Annotated in this window: 18 protein-coding genes; 13 read left to right on the plus strand and 5 right to left on the minus strand. The window is 49.0% G+C overall.

Annotation, left to right across the window (positions count from 1 at the left end):
* Position 1: 1 nt before the first annotated feature.
* From MKZ04_RS13150 to MKZ04_RS13210, 13 genes are all read left to right on the plus strand, one after another.
* Entirely contained in the window at positions 2–895 is an 894-nt protein-coding gene (locus MKZ04_RS13150) for a carbohydrate ABC transporter permease (RefSeq protein WP_023856274.1), read from the plus strand.
* On the plus strand, positions 892–1,713 hold the full coding sequence (locus tag MKZ04_RS13155; protein WP_023856275.1) for a carbohydrate ABC transporter permease: 822 nt from the start codon (positions 892–894) through the stop codon (positions 1,711–1,713). Before MKZ04_RS13150 ends, MKZ04_RS13155 begins: the two co-directional genes overlap by 4 nt.
* A gap of 23 nt (positions 1,714–1,736) precedes the next feature.
* Positions 1,737–4,046 (plus strand): alpha-xylosidase, encoded by a 2,310-nt coding sequence (gene yicI, locus MKZ04_RS13160; protein ID WP_020452944.1) that lies wholly within the window; start codon positions 1,737–1,739, stop codon positions 4,044–4,046.
* 14 nt (positions 4,047–4,060) lie between these two features.
* Positions 4,061–7,003 carry a glycoside hydrolase family 3 C-terminal domain-containing protein gene (locus tag MKZ04_RS13165; protein ID WP_341046109.1) on the plus strand — a complete coding sequence of 981 codons (2,943 nt, stop codon included), beginning with the start codon at positions 4,061–4,063 and terminating at the stop codon, positions 7,001–7,003.
* A 224-nt stretch (positions 7,004–7,227) separates the two neighbouring features.
* Positions 7,228–7,971 carry a metal ABC transporter ATP-binding protein gene (locus MKZ04_RS13170; RefSeq protein WP_075212680.1) on the plus strand — a complete coding sequence of 248 codons (744 nt, stop codon included), beginning with the start codon at positions 7,228–7,230 and terminating at the stop codon, positions 7,969–7,971.
* Positions 7,971–8,828 carry a metal ABC transporter permease gene (locus MKZ04_RS13175; RefSeq protein ID WP_020452947.1) on the plus strand — a complete coding sequence of 286 codons (858 nt, stop codon included), beginning with the start codon at positions 7,971–7,973 and terminating at the stop codon, positions 8,826–8,828. Before MKZ04_RS13170 ends, MKZ04_RS13175 begins: the two co-directional genes overlap by 1 nt.
* A gap of 28 nt (positions 8,829–8,856) precedes the next feature.
* Positions 8,857–9,786 carry a metal ABC transporter substrate-binding protein gene (locus tag MKZ04_RS13180; protein ID WP_020452948.1) on the plus strand — a complete coding sequence of 310 codons (930 nt, stop codon included), beginning with the start codon at positions 8,857–8,859 and terminating at the stop codon, positions 9,784–9,786.
* Between the two features lie 103 nt (positions 9,787–9,889).
* Positions 9,890–10,216 carry a four-helix bundle copper-binding protein gene (locus tag MKZ04_RS13185; RefSeq protein WP_020452949.1) on the plus strand — a complete coding sequence of 109 codons (327 nt, stop codon included), beginning with the start codon at positions 9,890–9,892 and terminating at the stop codon, positions 10,214–10,216.
* A gap of 109 nt (positions 10,217–10,325) precedes the next feature.
* Positions 10,326–11,105, plus strand: coding sequence for a MurR/RpiR family transcriptional regulator (locus MKZ04_RS13190; protein ID WP_003185233.1), 780 nt, complete (start codon positions 10,326–10,328; stop codon positions 11,103–11,105).
* 83 nt (positions 11,106–11,188) lie between these two features.
* Positions 11,189–12,103, plus strand: coding sequence for a 1-phosphofructokinase (gene pfkB, locus MKZ04_RS13195; RefSeq protein ID WP_023856281.1), 915 nt, complete (start codon positions 11,189–11,191; stop codon positions 12,101–12,103).
* A 13-nt stretch (positions 12,104–12,116) separates the two neighbouring features.
* Positions 12,117–13,517, plus strand: a complete 1,401-nt coding sequence (locus tag MKZ04_RS13200) for a PTS fructose transporter subunit IIC (RefSeq protein WP_023856282.1) — start codon at positions 12,117–12,119, stop codon at positions 13,515–13,517.
* Positions 13,518–13,523: 6 nt separating this feature from the next.
* Positions 13,524–13,982, plus strand: a complete 459-nt coding sequence (locus tag MKZ04_RS13205) for a PTS sugar transporter subunit IIA (protein WP_023856283.1) — start codon at positions 13,524–13,526, stop codon at positions 13,980–13,982.
* A 25-nt stretch (positions 13,983–14,007) separates the two neighbouring features.
* Positions 14,008–14,859, plus strand: a complete 852-nt coding sequence (locus tag MKZ04_RS13210) for a tagatose bisphosphate family class II aldolase (protein ID WP_020452953.1) — start codon at positions 14,008–14,010, stop codon at positions 14,857–14,859.
* Between the two features lie 41 nt (positions 14,860–14,900).
* Here MKZ04_RS13210 and MKZ04_RS13215 read toward each other — a convergent pair whose 3' ends face one another.
* From MKZ04_RS13215 to MKZ04_RS13235, 5 genes are all read right to left on the minus strand, one after another.
* Positions 14,901–15,050 (minus strand): hypothetical protein, encoded by a 150-nt coding sequence (locus MKZ04_RS13215; RefSeq protein WP_023856286.1) that lies wholly within the window; start codon positions 15,048–15,050, stop codon positions 14,901–14,903.
* On the minus strand, positions 15,047–17,482 hold the full coding sequence (locus tag MKZ04_RS13220) for a heavy metal translocating P-type ATPase (protein WP_195536901.1): 2,436 nt from the start codon (positions 17,480–17,482) through the stop codon (positions 15,047–15,049). The genes MKZ04_RS13215 and MKZ04_RS13220 overlap by 4 nt, the downstream gene beginning before the upstream one ends.
* 36 nt (positions 17,483–17,518) lie before the next feature.
* Entirely contained in the window at positions 17,519–17,728 is a 210-nt protein-coding gene (copZ, locus tag MKZ04_RS13225; protein ID WP_020452955.1) for a copper chaperone CopZ, read from the minus strand.
* A gap of 94 nt (positions 17,729–17,822) precedes the next feature.
* Positions 17,823–18,128 carry a copper-sensing transcriptional repressor CsoR gene (gene csoR / locus MKZ04_RS13230; protein WP_020452956.1) on the minus strand — a complete coding sequence of 102 codons (306 nt, stop codon included), beginning with the start codon at positions 18,126–18,128 and terminating at the stop codon, positions 17,823–17,825.
* A gap of 124 nt (positions 18,129–18,252) precedes the next feature.
* Positions 18,253–18,804: a DJ-1/PfpI family protein gene (locus tag MKZ04_RS13235; protein ID WP_003185255.1), complete on the minus strand. Its 552-nt coding sequence runs from the start codon at positions 18,802–18,804 to the stop codon at positions 18,253–18,255.
* Positions 18,805–18,839 lie beyond the last annotated feature (35 nt).

Consider the following 18,839-nt stretch of genomic DNA (forward strand, 5'->3'; position numbering starts at 1 on the left):
CATGATCAAAGCCATCATTCGTAAATGGGAAGGGTGCTTCTATTTGTTCCCGGCCGTTCTTTTTATGCTTGCCCTTATCGGTTATCCTCTCATCTACAACATAATTCTCAGCTTTCAAAACGTGTCGCTTGCAAATATAGCATCAAAGGATATCAGCTTTATAGGAATCGACAATTATCAGCGGCTTGCGCAGGATAAAGTATTTTGGGCATCTTTAAAAAACACGCTGCTCTACACGGCTGGAAGCGTCGTTTTTCAGTTTGCAATCGGCTTTTTGCTCGCTTTGTTTTTCAGCATGAAATTTCGGCTTGCCCCGTTTCTCAGGGGATTGATGATGGTGAGCTGGCTCATTCCGCTGACGGTTACGGCGCTTTTATTCAAGTTTATGATGGCTTCAAATGAAGGCGTGTTCAATCAGCTGCTCCTATCATGGGGAATGATCGACAATCCAATCCCCTGGCTGTCAGATCCGAAGATTGCCATCTGGTCCGTTATTATCGCCAACATCTGGGTCGGCATTCCCTTTAATATGCTGCTCATATCCGCCGGTCTCAGCTCCCTTCCGGAAGACGTCTATGAAAGCGCAAGCCTTGACGGCGCCAATGCTTTTCAGAAATTCATTCATCTGACCCTACCCTTATTGCGGCCGGTGATCACCGTCGTCATGATGCTCGGCTTCATTTATACGTTCAAAGTGTTCGACCTTGTGTTTGTGATGACTGGAGGCGGCCCCGTGCACGCCACTGAAGTCCTGTCAACCGTCAGCTACCGCTACTCCTTTGACGAATTTCAATTCAGCATGGGCGCAGCAAGCGCCAATGTCCTGTTTTTCATTCTTCTTTTGGTCAGTCTTGTCTATTTGCGGCTGATCAAAAAAGATGAGGTGATGTCATGAAAACGAAGCAAAAGGAATGGCTCTTTAACATTATTGGCGTCCTCGTTACGGCCGGCTTTTTATTCCCCGTTTACTGGATGATCGCCACAGCTTTCAAAAGCGAGGCAGAATTGTTTAAAACACCGCCTTTATTGTGGCCCGAGACATTCCGGACGGCCGGCTTCGAAGCTGTGTTCACTTCAGGCATCGCCGGATACTTTTTGAACAGCCTGCTGATTTCCGGGGCGGCTGCCGCCATCGTTCTCATATTGGCCGTTCCTTCCGCCTACGGCTTGGCGCGCTTTCGGATCAAGGGCAAAAAAATGTTCATTTTACTGTTTCTCATCACGCAAATGCTGCCTGCCACCGTTGTTTTGACTCCGCTGTTTATCGCCTTTAATCAGCTGAACATATTAAACACGTATATCGGACCGATTTTGACGGGAGCAACGCTCGGCGTTCCTTTTTCGGTATTAATGCTCAGAACTTTTTTTCTCGGGATTCCCAAGGACCTTGAGGATGCGGCCAAAATCGACGGCTGCAGCCGTTTTACCGCATTCATCCGCATTATTTTGCCTATCAGCGTACCCGGGATTGCCGTCAGCGGAGCGGTTTCCTTCTTTTTCGCATGGGGAGATTTGATTTACAGCATGACATTCAACCGAAATCAGGAGCTGTGGCCGCTGACGGCCGGCATTTACAATGTGATCAGCCAATACGGAATCCAGTGGAATGATCTGATGGCATTTGCCGTTTTATCGGTTTTGCCTGTCATCATCATTTTTATACTGCTTCAAAAGCAGCTTGTTAAAGGTCTGATCAGCGGATCCATCAAGTAAAAATAGAAAGGGTGTTTTCGATCATGAAATTTTCAGACGGCTACTGGCTGACGCGCGAAGGATATCACATCAACACGCCAAAAGAAGCCTACGCCCGAATGATTGATCAGCAATCATTGACTGTATACGGGCCTGTCAAAGCGGTTCAAAAGCGCGGGGACACGCTGGACACCCGCATGCTCACCGTCAGATTTTCGAGTCCTCTTGAAGACGTGATCCGTGTGCAAGTGTCCCATTTTCAAGGGGAAACGCCTCGCAAGCCCGAGTTTCAGCTGGATATGACAGACGTTGAGCCGGTTATCTCCGAACAAGATGATGCGCTGACCTTCCAAAGCGGCAGCCTGTGCGTTGAGGTGAGCAAAAGCGGTTGGCGCTACCAATTTTCACGTGATGGACAGAGCCTGACCGCAAGCGAATCGAATAGCCTCGCCTATATCACGAGCAATGACGGGCGCACCTTTATGAGGGAACAGCTCAACATCGGCGTCGGCGAATTGATCTACGGTCTCGGCGAGCGTTTTACGGCATTCGTGAAAAACGGCCAAACCGTAGACATCTGGAATCAGGACGGCGGCACAAGCACGGAGCAGGCGTATAAAAATGTGCCGTTCTATTTGTCAAACAAAGGGTACGGTGTTTTTGTCAATCATCCCGAGCTCGTTTCGTATGAAATCGGTTCTGAAGTCGTATCCAAAGCGCAGTTTTCGGTCGAAGGGGAAACGCTTGACTATTTTATCATCAGCGGTGCTGAACCGAAGGATGTTTTGAAACGCTATGCGTCGTTAACGGGAAAACCGGCGCTTCCCCCGGCCTGGTCTTTCGGCCTCTGGCTGTCCACATCGTTTACAACCGACTATTCTGAGGAAACCGTGACACGTTTCATCGACGGGATGACCGAACGCGGCATCCCGCTCAGCGTGTTTCATTTTGACTGCTTCTGGATGAAAGAATTTGAATGGTGCAATTTCGAATGGGATGAACGATATTTTAAGCAGCCTGAAGCTATGCTCAGCCGCCTGAAAGATAAGGGGTTGAAAATATGCGTCTGGATCAACCCTTACATCGCCCAAAAATCGAAGCTTTTTCAGGAAGGAAAAGAACACGGCTACTTTTTAAAAAACAGCCGGGGGGATGTGTGGCAGTGGGACCGGTGGCAGGCCGGCATGGCAATCGTCGACTTCACCAATCGAAAAGCGCGTGACTGGTATTGTTCAAAACTTGAAAGCCTGCTCGACATGGGCGTCGACTGTTTCAAGACCGATTTCGGAGAACGGATTCCGAGAGACGCGGTTTACTTTGACGGATCAGACCCCGACAGAATGCACAATTATTATTCTTTTTTATACAACAAAACCGTATTTGACCTGTTGAAGCAAAAGCGCGGCGAACGGGAAGCGGTCGTGTTTGCAAGGTCGGCGACGGCCGGAGGCCAGCAATTTCCTGTACACTGGGGCGGGGATTGTTTTGCCAGCTATGATTCAATGGCTGAAAGCCTTCGCGGCGGCCTGTCGCTTTCCCTTTCAGGCTTCGGCTTCTGGAGCCACGATATCGGCGGATTTGAAAGCACGGCAACAGCCGATTTGTATAAGCGCTGGACCGCATTCGGCCTCTTGTCGACGCACAGCCGCCTGCACGGGAGCGAATCATATCGCGTTCCGTGGCTGTTTGACGAAGAAGCGGCCGATGTGATGCGGTATTTTGTCAAACTGAAGCACAGGCTGATGCCTTATTTGTACGCCGCCGCGCATGAAGCGCACGCTGAAGGCATTCCGATGATGCGGGCGATGCTCCTCGAATTTCCCGGGGACAACACTTGCCACTGGCTTGACAGACAGTACATGCTCGGCGGAAGACTCCTCGTCGCTCCCGTTTTTCAGGAAGACGGTGTTGTCCGTTATTATTTGCCAAAAGGCACCTGGACACACCTTTTGACGGGAAAAGAGACGGAAGGCGGAGAATGGAAAGAAGAACAGTACGGGTATATGGGGCTTCCCCTGTTCGTCAGGGAAAATACGCTGCTGCCGCTCGGGCAGGAATCCGGGCGACCTGATTATGATTATCTCGACGGTGTGACGTTCTGCCTTTACCAATTAAAAGACGGCTGCACAGCCGAACAGACGATTTACAATGAAAAGTGCGAAGCAATGACAGTCAGAGCTTCACGGCATGAAAATACGATTACCGTGAAAACAACAGGCGTCCAAAAGAAATGGAAGCTGCTCATCCGCGATCTGTCTGTCACTTCTGTCATAAACGGCGCAGCGGAAGCGCTTCAGGAGGGAACAGCAATTCAGCCAAAAGAAAAGGACCGGGATGTCTTCATTTTTTTCTAAAAGGAGTGATCAGGATGCTGAAAACGGTCCGCACCATCATGTTGGCGGCAATGTGCACGATCCTTTCCGCCGCCGCTGTCAATCCGCCGCCCGCGGCCGCTAAAACCCAGGCTGATGAATATGAATATCCCTTTCAAGATCCAAGTCTCCCTGTTCAAAAAAGGGTCAGCGACTTGCTTTCTCGACTGACCCTTGAGGAAAAAGTGTCGCTGATGCATCAATATCAGCCTGCCATTCCCCGGCTGGGCATTCCCGCTTTTAAAACAGGCACAGAAGCGCTTCACGGCGTTGCCTGGCTCGGGGAAGCGACCGTTTTCCCGCAGGCTGTCGGGCTCGCACACACATGGGACCGCTCTTTAATCAAACAAATCGGCTCAGCGGTCGGCGATGAAGTCCGCGGCTTCCACCACCTTGATCCCGCGGCAAACGGAGTCAATGTCTGGGCGCCGGTCGTTGATCTGCTGCGGGATCCAAGGTGGGGTAGAAATGAAGAAGGCTATTCCGAAGACCCTTTTTTAACAGGGGAAATAGCAACCGCCTATGCCTCCGGTTTAAGGGGCGAGCATCCCTTCTATTTGAAAACAGTTCCTACCTTAAAACATTTTCTTGCCTATAACAACGAAACAGACCGGGGATTCAGCTCCTCAAGCATTGATCCCAGGAACATGAACGAGTATTATTTGAAGCCCTTCAAAACGGCAATTTCCGCAAAAGCCGCGTACAGCCTGATGCCAGCCTACAATTCTGTCAACGATAAACCGGCCATTTTGAGCCCGCTGCTCAACAGCACAGTCAAAGGAAAATGGGCCGGAGACGATTTCTTCATCGTCAGCGACGCCTTTGATCCTTCAGGAATCGTCACTGACCACAAGTATTATGACAGCCACGAAAAAGCGCATGCCCACGCCGTAAAAGCCGGCATTGACAACTTTACAGATCAGGGAGAAAATCCCGGGCTGACGAAAACCGCCTTAACCGGCGCCTTAAAGAATGGCCTTATGTCTGAGAAAGACCTTGATCAAGCCTTGGCCAACACATTCAGCATCCGTTTTCGAACAGGCGAATTCGATCCGGACGAACTCAATCCGTACAGCCGCCTGACAGATGGCGTCATCAACAGTCCAAAGCACCGGCAGCTTGCGAAAAAAGCGGCTGAAAAAGCCATTGTTTTACTGAAAAACGACCGGAATCTGCTGCCCTTCAATACCCGAAAAAATGAAAACATCGCAGTTATCGGACCGTTCGGAAATGCGCTTTACGAAGATTGGTACAGCGGAACGATGCCGTATCGGAAAACCCCGCTTGACGGAATCGCGGACAAAATCGGCAAAGACCGCGTCTCCTTTGCCGAAGGGCTGGAACAAAGCGGGTTCAAATCCGCCCTGACAGGAAAGTTTGTAACCGCAGGCCGGGACGGCAAACAACCGCTCACAGCATCGGCTGACAAGCTTGAGAAAAGCGCGGCATTCGATGCGGCGGATTGGGGAGAAAGCATTTTCACCCTCCGCGCCCAAGCGAACGGTCTCTATGTCTCGCTTCAGGATGACGGCAAACTGATCGCTGATCAGAAACAGCCGAACGGCTGGACCGTCAAAGAAACTTTCCAGTTTGAACAGCAGCCTGACGGGACATTCGCCATCAAAAATACGGCAAACGGCAAATATCTCACCGCTGGAAAAGACGGGACATTAACAGCCGCTGCCGAAAAGCCGGCGACAGCAGCGGAAAAGTTTTCAAAGGCGATCATCAAGAGCAGTACGGAGGAAGCGGTTCGACTGGCAAAAACCGCGGACAAAGCCGTCGTGTTTGTCGGCAACAATCCTTACATCAACGGCCGGGAAACCGAAGACCGGAAAGACATTACACTACCTCCGGCCCAGGAAAATCTGCTGAAAGCTGTTTCTAAAGCCAATCCCAATACGGTGCTTGTCGTAACGAGCAGCTATCCGTTCGCTCTCAACTGGGCTAAAGCGCACATTCCTGCGATCATATACTCCGCACACGGAGGCCAGGAGGCGGGAAGCGCATTGGCGGACATTCTCTTTGGAGATGAAAATCCGGGCGGACGGCTGACGCAAACTTGGCACACGTCAGTCAAAGAACTGCCGGATATGATGAATTACGATATCATCAAAGGGAAAAGAACCTATAAATATTTCGAAGGCAAGCCGCTGTATCCGTTCGGCCACGGGTTATCCTATACAGCGTTCCACTACAGCGGTTTAAGCGTTTCCTCTGACAGCATCAAAAAAGACGGCTCCGTCACGATCCGCGTCAACGTCACCAACACAGGCGGAAGAAAAGGAGATGAGGTCGTTCAGCTCTATACTTCTCCTCTGTTTAACACGCGGGTTAAACAGCCCAATCTGGACTTGAAAAACTTTCAGCGCGTTGAGCTGGCACCGAAAGAAACGAAAACCGCGACATTCAAGCTGAAACAGGCAGACCTTGCCTTCTGGGATGTAACGAGCGAAACGTTTGCCGTTGAAAGAGGCGCATACAAAATAGCGGTCGGGAGCTCGGCGGCGGACATCCGCAAGACAAAGCGGATTTTCGTCCAAGGTGAAACGATTCGAGAACGGAACTTGCGGCGGCAGACAAACGCTGAAAACTACGACGACTACAAAGGCGTGCTCATCACCGAAGAATCCAAATACGGCGGCGATGCGGTAAAAAGCAGTACAGCAAACGCGTGGATCGCCTTCCATGATGTCCGCTTCAAAGGCGAAAAAAGGATAAAAGCAAAGGTTGCAAGCAGAGGCGGCGGCGAAATCGGCATCTTCCTCGATCATCCTCAAAAAGGAAAGCAAATCGGCTCGTTAAAAGTGCCTGACACATCCGGATTGCATAACTGGAAAACGATAAAAGCTTCCGTCCGAAAATCGGCAGGCACCCATCGCATCTACTTTGTCTTCAAAGGGAAAGTCGCAATCGATACGTTTCAATTTGAACGATAAACCGGCACAGAAGAAATTTTTTTAAAGCCATGCAGCTTGATCTGCATGGCTTTTACCGTTTTTCAGCAATTTTAGTGCTTTACAACTTAGGAATGATATATTAGAATTCAATCAAAAGTTGCATTAGGTAAAAAAAATGTCTTAAGGCAATAAAATATTACCGCAACAAAAATATTGTATTCAGGTTAACTTTCATATAGACATAGAAAGGGGTTAATGAACCTATGAAACCCGCGATTACTGTAAAAGATTTATATGTTTCTTATCACGGCGCAGAAGCGCTTCGCAATATCAATTTCTCGCTTGATCAAGGAATGATGGCGGGCGTTATCGGACCGAACGGCGCAGGAAAATCAACACTGTTAAAAGCCATGCTCCAATTGATTCCAAAAGATAAAGGCGACGTCCGTCTGCTCGGAAAACCGCTCAAACATGTACGCAAGCAAATCGCCTATGTTCCGCAGCGGAATGATATGGATTGGACGTTCCCGATCAATGTGCTCGACACCGTCATCCTCGGCACGTATCCTGAACTCGGCCTTTTCAGACGTCCGAAAAAACGCGATAAAGAATGGGCATATCACTGTCTTGAAAAAGTCGGGATGGAAGCATACGCCAAGCGCCAGATCGGTGAACTGTCAGGCGGGCAGCAGCAGCGCGTTTTTCTCGCCCGGGCGCTCGCCCAAAAAGCAGAGCTGTTCTGTCTTGACGAACCGTTCGTCGGAATTGATGTGACGAGTGAAGAAATGATCGTCAGCATCTTAAAGGAACTTCGTGATGAAGGAAAAACCGTTCTTGTCGTCCATCACGATTTGAGCAAAGCGGACAGCTATTTCAATGAATTAATTTTGCTGAACAAAGAGCTGATTCAAAAAGGCCCGGTCTCCGACATCCTCAATCCCGACGTGATGATGAAAGCCTACGAATCTCAGCTTCCGTTCCTGCAATCGAAAAGGGGTGCGATGTGATGGAATTTATCCATGGTTTGATGGAATATTCGTTTCTGCAAAAATCGCTGTTCACATCGATTATGGTGGGCATCATTTGCGGCGTCATCGGCTGCTTTATCATTCTCAGGGGAATGGCGCTGATGGGAGATGCGATTTCACACGCGGTCCTTCCCGGCGTCGCCATCTCTTATATGCTCGGCGTCAATTTTTTCTTCGGCGCCGTCTTTACGGGCATCCTGACGGCTCTCGGAATCGGCTATGTCAGCCAAAACAGCCGGATTAAAAACGATTCGGCCATCGGTATCGTCTTCACAGCCTTTTTCGCCGTCGGGATCATTTTGATCACGCTTGTCAAAAGCTCAAGCGATCTGTACCACATCTTATTCGGAAATGTGCTGGCCGTTCGTTCATCCGACATGTGGATCACGCTCGTCATCGGAGTCATGATTCTTACCGCCGTCTTTTTGTTTTACAAAGAGCTGCTCATCACCTCTTTCGACCCGACGATGGCGGCCGTCTACGGCTTGCCGAACCGGCTGATTCACTACTTTTTAATGACGCTTTTAACGATGGTCACGGTCGCATCGCTTCAGACCGTCGGCATTATCCTCGTCGTCGCGATGCTGATCACGCCTGCCGCAACCGCTTATTTATTAACGGACCGACTGTGGGTGATGATCTATTTGTCCGCTTTCCTCGGCGCTTTGTCAGCGGTCGTCGGTCTTGGATTAAGCTATACGTACAACCTCTCCTCAGGAGCGGCGATCGTGCTCGTGGCTACGATTTTGTTCGGACTTTCCTTTACATTTTCACCGAAACAAGGCGTGCTTTGGAGAGCTTTGAAATCAAGAAGAAAGCGGGCAGCACTTCAATAATCCACAATATAAAGGGGGAACACAAAACATGAAATGGAAGCAAACATTAGCCATTGCGGCGGCATTGATTCTTGTTCTCGCCGCCGGCTGCTCATCGAAAAGCAGCAGTGAAGAAAACGGAAAGCTGAAGGTCGTCACCACCTACTCCATTCTCTATGACATCGTCAAACAAGTCGGAGGAGATCACATCGATTTATACAGCATTGTACCTGTTGGAACAGACCCGCACGAATACGACCCGCTGCCAAAAGACGTGCAAAAAACGACGGACGCCGATGTCATCTTTTACAACGGCCTGAATTTGGAGACAGGAAACGGCTGGTTTAACAAGCTGCTGGAAACAGCTGAAAAAGACGGCGATGACGCCCCTGTCTACAAGCTGAGCAAAGGGGTCAAGCCAAAGCATCTCACTGCCAAAGGTAAAGAAACGGAAGAAGATCCCCATGCATGGCTCGATATAGAAAACGGGATTCAATATGCCAAAAACGCGAGAGATGCGCTGATCAAAAACGATCCCGACCATAAAGAAGATTACGAGAAAAACGCTGAAGCCTATATCGGCAAGCTGCAAAAGCTTCATAATGAAGCGGTGAACCGCTTTAAAGATATACCGAAAGAGCGCCGCGTCCTTGTGACGAGCGAAGGTGCTTTTAAATATTTCGCTTCGGCCTACGGCGTCGACGCGCAGTATATTTGGGAAATCAATACCGAAAATGAAGGAACTCCCGGTCAGATGAAAAAAATCGTCGACACGGTGAAGAAAAAGGAAGTTCCGGCCTTATTTGTGGAGACAAGCGTTGACCCGCGGAGCATGGAAAGCCTGTCAGCGGAAACAGGCGTGCCGATTAAAGCAAAAGTCTTCACCGATTCGATCGGAAAGCCTGGTGAAGCGGGAGATTCCTATTATAAGATGATGAAAGAAAACCTTGACCGGATCCATCAAGGTCTCGCCGAATAACCAAAACTGCTGTACAGGATGTACAGCAGTTTTTTTCGCATGTTTTCCCGATTTTAAAGCAGGGTACAACGAAGGGAAAACGCAGAAAAAAGGAGTGTATTTCGTGAAATCTGTATACGAGGAATGCATCAAAGCCTGCCGGGAATGCCTTGAAGCCTGCAATCACTGCTTTGACAAATGTCTGATGGAAGAAGACGCGGGGATGATGGCCGAATGCATCCGGCTTGACCGGGAATGCGCTGAGATGTGCGGATTCGCACTTCAAGCCATGACGCGCAACAGCCCGTATGCCGAAGACATTTGCCAGCTTTGCGCAAAGGTTTGCGAAGCTTGCGGCAATGAATGCAGCCTGCACAAGCATGACCACTGCCAGCTTTGCGCTGAAAGCTGCTTTGCATGTGCTGAAGCATGCAGAAAAATCGCTTCTTAACTTGAAATATCCGGCTCTCGGGCCGGATATTTTTATGTCGGAAACGTTTATTTTTTCTCCTCCCCCCTTACTAAACTGATACAATATGACTATAAAAGGGGGTTTTAATATGAAAGACAGCGTGTTTCAAATGACTTCTGACACATATCAGTCGCTCAGCGATTCAGAACGGCATTTGCTCGAGTACATTTATCAGCACTTAGATGTCATCGCCACTTTATCGATTGTAAAATTAAGCGAGGATGCAAATGTTTCAACAGCCACGATTGTCAGGTTAATGAAAAAGCTCGGTTATGACGGCTACACTTCTTTTAAGTACGCATTAAAAGAAAAACACCACCTCGGCCACGCTCCGCTGATGGATGATATCGACAGCCAAATTAAACAGGCCGTGCTCAAGAATGAAAGAGAAGTTCTGGATACGATTAAAATGCTTGATATCGGGTTGATCGAAGATGCCATTCAAAAAATCAGCAATGCCGAAAAAGTTTACATTTTCGCAAGGGGATTGTCTGAAATGATTGGGACCGAGATGACGATCAAGCTTCAGCTGCTCGGCAAAAACTGCGAGATGCACAGCGACCCGAATATTATCAGAGGCAAGTCAAAAACACTGGCAAAAAAAGACCTCGGCCTTTTTGTTTCCCTGAACGGCGAGACAGAGGAGCTTGTTGAAGCCGCGCAAAATTTCAAATTGCAAGCCATTTCCACCATTACATTAACAACAAGGATCGATTCGCGTCTTGCGAAATTATCAGAGATCGTACTAGTCGGGTTTAAAGGTGAACAATCATTTTTTCCCGATTATGAAGTCCGCTCGCGCCTCCCTCTGCAAGTCCTCTCCCGCATCATGCTGGACTCATACGTCATCCGCACCGCTCATAGCTGAAAACCTTTACACAACCTGTAAACATCCCCCCTTTTATCTGTGACATAATGTCTGTGAAGCCACAGATAAAGGGGGGATACAGCATGATCTATACATGCACGATGAATACCGCGGTCGACTTATTCGTTGAAACCGACGAGCTGCTTCCCGATGTCGTCAACCGCACTAAAGATGAAGATTATCAGCCAAACGGAAAAGGTGTCAATATTTCTTTTATGCTCAAGCGCCTCGGCCTTAACAATACCGCGCTTGGATTTACAGGCGGATTTACCGGGCGTTTTATTGAAAATGAACTGCTGAATGAAAAAATCGTCACAGACTTTGTCGAAGTCGAAGGCATCTCACGGATTAATATTTTTATTAATGCCACCCGGGAATTCAAAATCGTAAACAAAGGTCCGCTCATATCTGAAGGCCGAAAACAGGAGCTGATCAACAAAATCCGTCAAATTCCGTCCGGCCGCTTTTTATTTGTTTCAGGCAGTCTTCCGAGAGGAGTCCCGGATGACATGTACCTTTCGCTTTCCGAGATTGCCGCCGAAAACAAACTGAAGTTGATCTTGGATATCAGCTCTCCCGTCCTATTAGATTGTCTTTCATACCATCCTTACCTGATTAAACCGAATGAACAGGAGCTTGCCGCTTTTTTCAGCCGGAAGAAAGCGCTGTCTGAAGAAGAAATCATCCACTACGGAAAGGAGCTCCTCAATCGCGGCGCTCAAAGGGTTCTCATCTCACGCGGCAAAGACGGCGCCCTTTATTTGGACCGCCAAAGAACCTTAAAAGCGACAGCCGCCAAAGGCAAAGTTGTCAATACCGCGTGTGCCGGCGATGCCATGCTTGCCGTGTTCGTCGGAAAACAGGAGCTGGGCTGTTCTGTTCCTGAAGCACTCAGACACGCCTCTGCCGCCGGATCCTTGACGGCTTTCTCGAAAGGCCTCGGAGATGTGTCCAAACTCGATCAAACAGCTTCACAAATTCAAATCACTCATTTATAAAGGGGGTTTTCTTATGAAAAAGTTCAAAATCATCGCGGCAACCGGCTGTCCAACAGGCATTGCCCATACATTTATGGCTGAAGAGGCCTTAAAACAGGCCGCCGCCAAACTGGGTGTAGAAATCAAAGTCGAAACACACGGACAAATCGGAGTTCAAAACGAACTATCGCCAGAGGACATTAAACAAGCCGACGGAGTCATTGTCGCGGCTGACAAAGATGTAGGCGCCGAGCGTTTTGCAGGCAAACGCGTCCTTGACGTCCCGGTTGCGCGGGGCATCCGAGATGCGGAATCTTTAATTCGGGCGCTGCTGAACGGCGAAGCGCCGATTTACCGCGAACAAACAGCGACAAAAACAGAGGATGAACTCCAAACAGGCGAAGCCGCTTCCATCGGCCGTAAAATATATAAACATTTGATGAACGGGGTTTCCCACATGCTCCCATTTGTCGTCGGCGGAGGGGTTTTAATTGCACTTTCCTTTTTATTCGGCATCCATTCAGCAGATCCTGAACATCCAAGCTACAACGCTTTTGCCGAATTGCTGAATAAAACGGGCGCATTCGGCTTCCAGCTGATGGTTCCGATTTTATCCGCTTATATCGCCGCTTCAATGGCCAAACGTCCCGGCCTGATTGTCGGGTTTATCGGCGGCATGATCGCCAGCACGGGGGGAGCGGGTTTTCTGGGCGGCATCGTATCCGGTTTTTTGGCGGGACTGATCATTTACGGTCTCTCGTATGCACTTAAAAAAATGCCTCAATCCCTTGAAGGGCTAAAAGCAATTTTTCTTTATCCGGTTATCGGCATTTTTCTGATCGGTGCGGTCATGTTTTTCCTCGTGGAGCCGATGACGGCCATCAATGAAGGGATGAAGGACTTTTTAGCCGATTTTCAAGGAGCGAATCCCGTCATTCTCGGCTTAATTATCGGCTGTATGAGCGCATTTGACATGGGCGGTCCGGTCAATAAAGCCGCTTATGTCACCGGCACTGCTCTTCTCGCTGAAGGGAACCAATATTTCATGGCAGGCGTTTCCGCCGCGTGCATCACACCGCCGCTTGTCATTGCGTTTGCCACTTTGCTTTTCCGCAAATATTTCAGCCAGCAGGACCGAAATGCAGGGCTTGTCAATTTTATTCTCGGCGCCACTCATATTACCGAAGGTGCTATCCCGTTCGCCGCAAAAAAACCGATCCCTGTCATTCCGATTTTGATGATCGGCTCTTCGATATCGGCGATATTAACATACTCATTCGCAGTTCAAGTACCTGCCCCGCACGGCGGATTCCTTGTACTTCCCGTTGTCACAGGAGCCTTTCAATGGGTGTTGTCGATTATCATCGGATCGCTTATCGGCGCCTTCTTATACGGTTTTTATCAAAAACGGACATATGAAAAACAGAAAGGCTGATCAAACATGGGCACAACAGCTTTAATCAAAAAAGAGCACATCTATCTTCAAGAAACGTTATCTTCCCAAGCGGAAGCATTTGACCGGGTGGCTCAGGTCGCATATGAATCGGGAGCCGCCCAAACAAAACAAGCGGTCATACACGGATTGGCACAAAGAGAGGCTGAAAGTACGACCGGCTTCATTGAAGGCTTTGCCATTCCCCATGCAAAACTGAAGGACATCACAGAAGCATCTGTCATCATCATTCAAAACCAGATGGGCATCGAATGGAACGCGCTTGATCAAAACCCTGTCACATTTATCATTGCTTTATTGATACCAGATGCCGAGGCAGGCAGCACACATCTCAATCTATTATCATCGGTGTCTCGCATGCTTGTTCACGAAGATGCGAGGCAGCAGCTGATTAAAGCCTCGAGTCCTGACGACATTCTGAACACCTTTTCGAGCTATATATCCTAATTTTGATCAGAAAGAAGGAATCGATATGCTGACAAATACGAAGAAAATGCTGTTGGACGCACAGACAAACGGCTATGCGGTACCGGCCTTTAACATTCACAACCTGGAAACCGTGCAAGCCGTGACAGAAGCGGCTGAAGCCCTAAGGTCCCCCGTGATTCTTGCGGCTACTCCCGGAACCTTCAGCTATGCAGGCCGCGACTATATTCAAGCGATTGCAGAAACGGCCGCAGCGCGCTGTTCAATCCCGGTCGCCCTCCATCTCGATCATCATGAAGAGATTGATGATATTCGCGAGTCTTTATCATTAGGGACAAAATCGGTGATGATTGATGCTTCGCACCATCCATTTGCCGAAAATACCGCAATTGTAGCGAGCGTCGTACAATATGCCCGGCAAAAAGATGCCACTGTAGAAGCCGAGCTCGGAAGGCTCGGCGGACAGGAAGATGATTTAATCGTGGATGAAGCCGACGCTTATTACACCGATCCGGATGCAGCAAAAGAGTTCGTCGAGAAAACCGGAATCGATTCGCTTGCGGTGGCAATCGGTACAGCCCACGGGCTTTACTCAAAAGAACCCAATATCGATTTTGACCGGCTGGCCGCGATTCAAAAACGGGTTTCAGTTCCGCTTGTCCTGCACGGCGCCTCAGGAATTCCGCAAGAAGATGTAAGAAAGTGCATCAAGCTCGGCTGTGCAAAAGTAAATATCGCGACTGAATTAAAAATTCCTTTTTCAGATAAACTGCGCCGTTATCTGCATGAACACACTGATGCAAGCGATCCAAGAAAATATATGGCCCCCGCCAAAGAAGCCATGAAAGAAATCGTTCAGGAAAAGATTTTGATGTGTATGAGCAATAACAGATACTAATGCAAAAAGCCGGATGTTCTTTAACATCCGGCTTTTTCAAATCATTTGGCATGCTCTTCTAAAGCATGACCGTCATGAGGCTTTTCATCGGGTATCGGTTCCTGAGCGGCCAATATGCTGTATACGAGCATGACAATTCCTACATAAACAACCGCCGAAACCGTCCAAACGAGCACTGTTTTATCCTTCAAGACGGATTCCTCCAATCAAGCTTCACCTTTTGCAGCCTGAGTGCATTCAGAACGACCGAGACCGAACTGAACGCCATCGCGGCACCTGCGATCCACGGGGCCAAAAGCCCGACGGCCGCGAACGGAATGCCGATGCTGTTGTAGGCAAACGCCCAGAAAAGGTTTTGTTTAATGTTTTTGATCGTCAGCCTGCTCATGAGGATCGCATCGGCGATGCTGTTTAAATCGCCGCGGATCAAGGTGATATCGGCGGCTTCCATGGCGACGTCAGTCCCCGTTCCGATCGCCATTCCGGTATCGGCTGCCGCCAGTGCCGGCGCATCATTGATGCCGTCGCCGACCATCGCGACGTTTTTGCCTTTTGCCTGGATTTTCTTCACTTCATCTGCTTTTCCTTCAGGCAGGACTTCTGCAATGACATGCTGAATGCCGGCTTCAGCAGCAATCGCTTCTGCCGTCCGCCGGTTGTCTCCGGTGATCATGACGACTTCAAGCCCCATATCATGCAGCCTTTTCACCGCTCTCTTCGACGTGTCTTTTATCGTATCGGCGACGGCGATCAGCCCGGCAAACCGACCGTCGATGGCGGCAAGCATCGCTGTCTTTCCTTGTGTTTCAAACTTCTCCATTTCGCTGTGCGCCTCTTGAATGTCAATATCACGGCTTTCCATCAGCCGTCTTGTGCCGATCAAAATCCGTTTTTCATTGACTGCGGCTTCGATACCATAACCGGGTATCGCTTCAAAGCTGTCTGCGGAGGCCGGTTCTATCTCTCTCTTTTTAACGCCTTCGACAATGGCTTCAGCAAGCGGATGTTCAGAGTTTTTTTCCGCAGCACCGATAAGCTTGAGAAACGATGTTTCATTGATCCATGGTTCAGTGCGCACATCTGTGAGCTGAGGCTTTCCATTTGTGACCGTCCCCGTCTTGTCAAGCACGATCGTCTCCAAGCGGTGAGCCGTCTCCAAATGTTCGCCGCCTTTGAATAAAATTCCGAATTCAGCCGCACGGCCCGATCCGGCCATGATCGAAGTCGGTGTTGCCAAACCGAGCGCACACGGACATGCGATCACAAGCACCGCAATCAGCTTTTCCAGCGCCGTGCCGAATTCACCGGGGCTAACCGCCAAATACCAGACGAAAAATGTGATGACTGCGATCGCCACGACAATCGGCACAAAAACCCCGGAAATCCGGTCTGCGAGCCGTTGAATCGGAGCTTTTGAACCTTGCGCCTCTTCCACGACTTTTATAATCTGCGCCAGCGCAGTATCTTTGCCTACTTTTTCTGCTCTTACTTTTAAAAATCCATTTTTATTGATTGTAGCACCGATAACCGGATCTCCAACCGTCTTGTCAACAGGGATGCTTTCACCGGTGATCATTGATTCATCCAGCGCAGAACGTCCTTCGACAATCTCTCCGTCTGCCGGTACTTTTTCACCGGGCTTCACGTACATGATGTCGCCTGCCAATACGTTTTCAATCGGCACGGTCATCTCTTCGCCGTTTCTGACGACGGTCGCCGTCTTTGCCTGCAGCCCCATCAGCTTTTTGATCGCTTCGGATGAGCGCCCTTTCGCTTTCGCTTCAAACAGCTTTCCTAAAATGATCAAGGTTAAGAGGATGGCGCTTGTTTCATAATAAAGTCCGTCCGGATGCCGGTTCGTGCCGAGGCTTTCAATGCTTAAATACAAGCTGTAGAAATACGCGGCAGACGTGCCGAGAGCGACCAGCACATCCATGTTCGCGCTTTTGTTCCGAAGCGCTTTATAAGCCCCTGTGTAAAACTGTTTCCCGACGATAAACTGAACCGGTGTCGCCAACGCGAACTGAACCCAGGGATCCATGAACATCCCCGGCAGCCATATAAATGACGTGAATTTGAAATGGCTGACCATTGCCCAGAGCAGCGGAAAAGATAAAATGGCCGAAAAAATAAACTTGCCGGTTTGACGCTGAATGCCTTTTTCTCTTTGTTCCGCCGCTCCATCCGCAGTTTGGTCTTTTTTCAGCTCGAGTTTGTAGCCGAGCTTTTCAACGGCTTCGATCATTTCCTCCGGCGAAACCGCACCGGTATGATAGTCGACTGCCGCAGTCTCTATGGCAAAGTTGACGGCGGCGTTTTTGACGCCCGGCAGCTTGTTGAGGCGCTTTTCAACCCGGTTGGCGCAAGCCGCACACGTCATGCCGGAAATTGCGAATTCGGCTTTTTCCGCTGGAACTTGATAGCCGAGCGATTCGACTTTTTCAGCCAGCTGTCCGACTTCGATTTGCCCCGGATCATAAACGATTTTTGATTTTTCCAGCGCCAAGTTCACATTTGCGTCCTGAACGCCGTCAAGCCTTTTCAACCCTTTCTCGATCCGCGCCGCACAGGCGGCGCAGGTCATGCCAGAGATTTGGAGGGTGGCTTCTTTTTGTCCGTCCATATCCTTCACTCCTTATATACCCCTTATAGGTATACATTAGCCTGCGACATCATACCCCTGATCTTCGATCGTATCGATGATTTCTTTCAGCGATACTTTGCCTGAATCAAACGAAACTTCGACCTTGCCCTCGCTTAAATTCACTTTAACGGACTCTACTCCGCCAAGCTTTCCGACGTTTCCTTCTACTGCCTGAACACAGTGGTTGCAAGACATGCCTTCGACTTTCAGTGTTTTTTGTTCCATATTGAAAACCTCCTATGGTTTGATGATATTGATCGGTTTTATATTACCATACCCCTGTAGGGTATTTCAAGAAAACGATTTTCCCTTTTTTCGTTCACGACTTTGAAAAACGCTTAAACACATCAAGCAGCTCCTCGATGGCCTCTTCGCCTTCACCGCTTTTAATCGCGTTTGCGACACAATGGTGGGTATGATCTTCAAGCAGGCTGAAAGCCACCTTTTGCATCGCGGCTTGCACAGCTGAGATTTGAACAAGAATATCGACGCAGTAGCGGTCATTTTCGATCATGTTTTGAATGCCTCTGACCTGCCCTTCAATCCGCTTTAAACGGTTTGTGATTTGTTCTTTTCCTTTAGAACTTTTGGGATTTAATGTGTGTTCATGATGATCTGCTGACATCGGAGCACCTCTCTTTCCATTGTATTTTGTCCAAGTTACCCGTTTGTACCATTATAAAATGCGAAGCGAAACATGTCTAAAAAAAAGAGACAACCCCAATTTTCTGCGGGGTCGTCCCTGCATATTATTTGTTTAACGCTTTAAAAAATTCTCTCATAAACTCCGGCAGATTGGACCAGTCATGGCCTGAGACCAGATTGGCGTCGACATGAAGCTTCTCCTCTACATAAGTCGCGCCCGCGGCTTCGACTTCCGGTTTGCAGGCGATGTAAGCCGTCAGCTCCCGACCTTTCAGATGTTCTCTCAGGCTTGTGAAAATCAGGCTCGCGTGACAAATCGCGCCGACCGGTTTATTTTCCTCAAAGAAATGAGCAACAATTTTCAGCAGGGAATCGTACATCCGGATAAATTCCGGCGCGCGTCCGCCCGGAATGATGATGCCGTCGTATTCGGACGGATCAATCTCATCAAATGAAGCATGCGCGTCAATTAAATAGCCCGGCTTTTCGGTGTATGTATCCCAATCCAGAAAGTCATGAACAACCGTATGAATCTTTTTCTTTTTCGGTGCGGCGATCGTCGTTTCATAGCCCTCTTCAAGACAGCGGTAATAAGGATAATACACTTCCAGCGCTTCAACTGCGTCGCCCGTTACGATCAAAATCTTTTTCGCCATCAAAAACATCTCCTTTCCTTTTTTACTCTTCTATT

Source organism: Bacillus sp. FSL W7-1354, assembly GCF_038002405.1.
GTDB classification, from domain to species: domain Bacteria; phylum Bacillota; class Bacilli; order Bacillales; family Bacillaceae; genus Bacillus; species Bacillus paralicheniformis.

What these genes read in the sequence shown, in the direction of transcription:
- MKZ04_RS13150 (WP_023856274.1), top strand. Translation starts at nt 2, where the DNA reads ATGATCAAAGCCATCATTCGTAAATGGGAAGGGTGCTTCTATTTGTTC.
- MKZ04_RS13155 (WP_023856275.1), top strand. Translation starts at nt 892, where the DNA reads ATGAAAACGAAGCAAAAGGAATGGCTCTTTAACATTATTGGCGTCCTC.
- yicI (WP_020452944.1), top strand. Translation starts at nt 1,737, where the DNA reads ATGAAATTTTCAGACGGCTACTGGCTGACGCGCGAAGGATATCACATC.
- MKZ04_RS13165 (WP_341046109.1), top strand. Translation starts at nt 4,061, where the DNA reads ATGCTGAAAACGGTCCGCACCATCATGTTGGCGGCAATGTGCACGATC.
- MKZ04_RS13170 (WP_075212680.1), top strand. Translation starts at nt 7,228, where the DNA reads ATGAAACCCGCGATTACTGTAAAAGATTTATATGTTTCTTATCACGGC.
- MKZ04_RS13175 (WP_020452947.1), top strand. Translation starts at nt 7,971, where the DNA reads ATGGAATTTATCCATGGTTTGATGGAATATTCGTTTCTGCAAAAATCG.
- MKZ04_RS13180 (WP_020452948.1), top strand. Translation starts at nt 8,857, where the DNA reads ATGAAATGGAAGCAAACATTAGCCATTGCGGCGGCATTGATTCTTGTT.
- MKZ04_RS13190 (WP_003185233.1), top strand. Translation starts at nt 10,326, where the DNA reads ATGAAAGACAGCGTGTTTCAAATGACTTCTGACACATATCAGTCGCTC.
- pfkB (WP_023856281.1), top strand. Translation starts at nt 11,189, where the DNA reads ATGATCTATACATGCACGATGAATACCGCGGTCGACTTATTCGTTGAA.
- MKZ04_RS13200 (WP_023856282.1), top strand. Translation starts at nt 12,117, where the DNA reads ATGAAAAAGTTCAAAATCATCGCGGCAACCGGCTGTCCAACAGGCATT.
- MKZ04_RS13205 (WP_023856283.1), top strand. Translation starts at nt 13,524, where the DNA reads ATGGGCACAACAGCTTTAATCAAAAAAGAGCACATCTATCTTCAAGAA.
- MKZ04_RS13210 (WP_020452953.1), top strand. Translation starts at nt 14,008, where the DNA reads ATGCTGACAAATACGAAGAAAATGCTGTTGGACGCACAGACAAACGGC.
- MKZ04_RS13220 (WP_195536901.1), bottom strand. Translation starts at nt 17,482, where the DNA reads ATGGACGGACAAAAAGAAGCCACCCTCCAAATCTCTGGCATGACCTGC.
- copZ (WP_020452955.1), bottom strand. Translation starts at nt 17,728, where the DNA reads ATGGAACAAAAAACACTGAAAGTCGAAGGCATGTCTTGCAACCACTGT.
- csoR (WP_020452956.1), bottom strand. Translation starts at nt 18,128, where the DNA reads ATGTCAGCAGATCATCATGAACACACATTAAATCCCAAAAGTTCTAAA.
- MKZ04_RS13235 (WP_003185255.1), bottom strand. Translation starts at nt 18,804, where the DNA reads ATGGCGAAAAAGATTTTGATCGTAACGGGCGACGCAGTTGAAGCGCTG.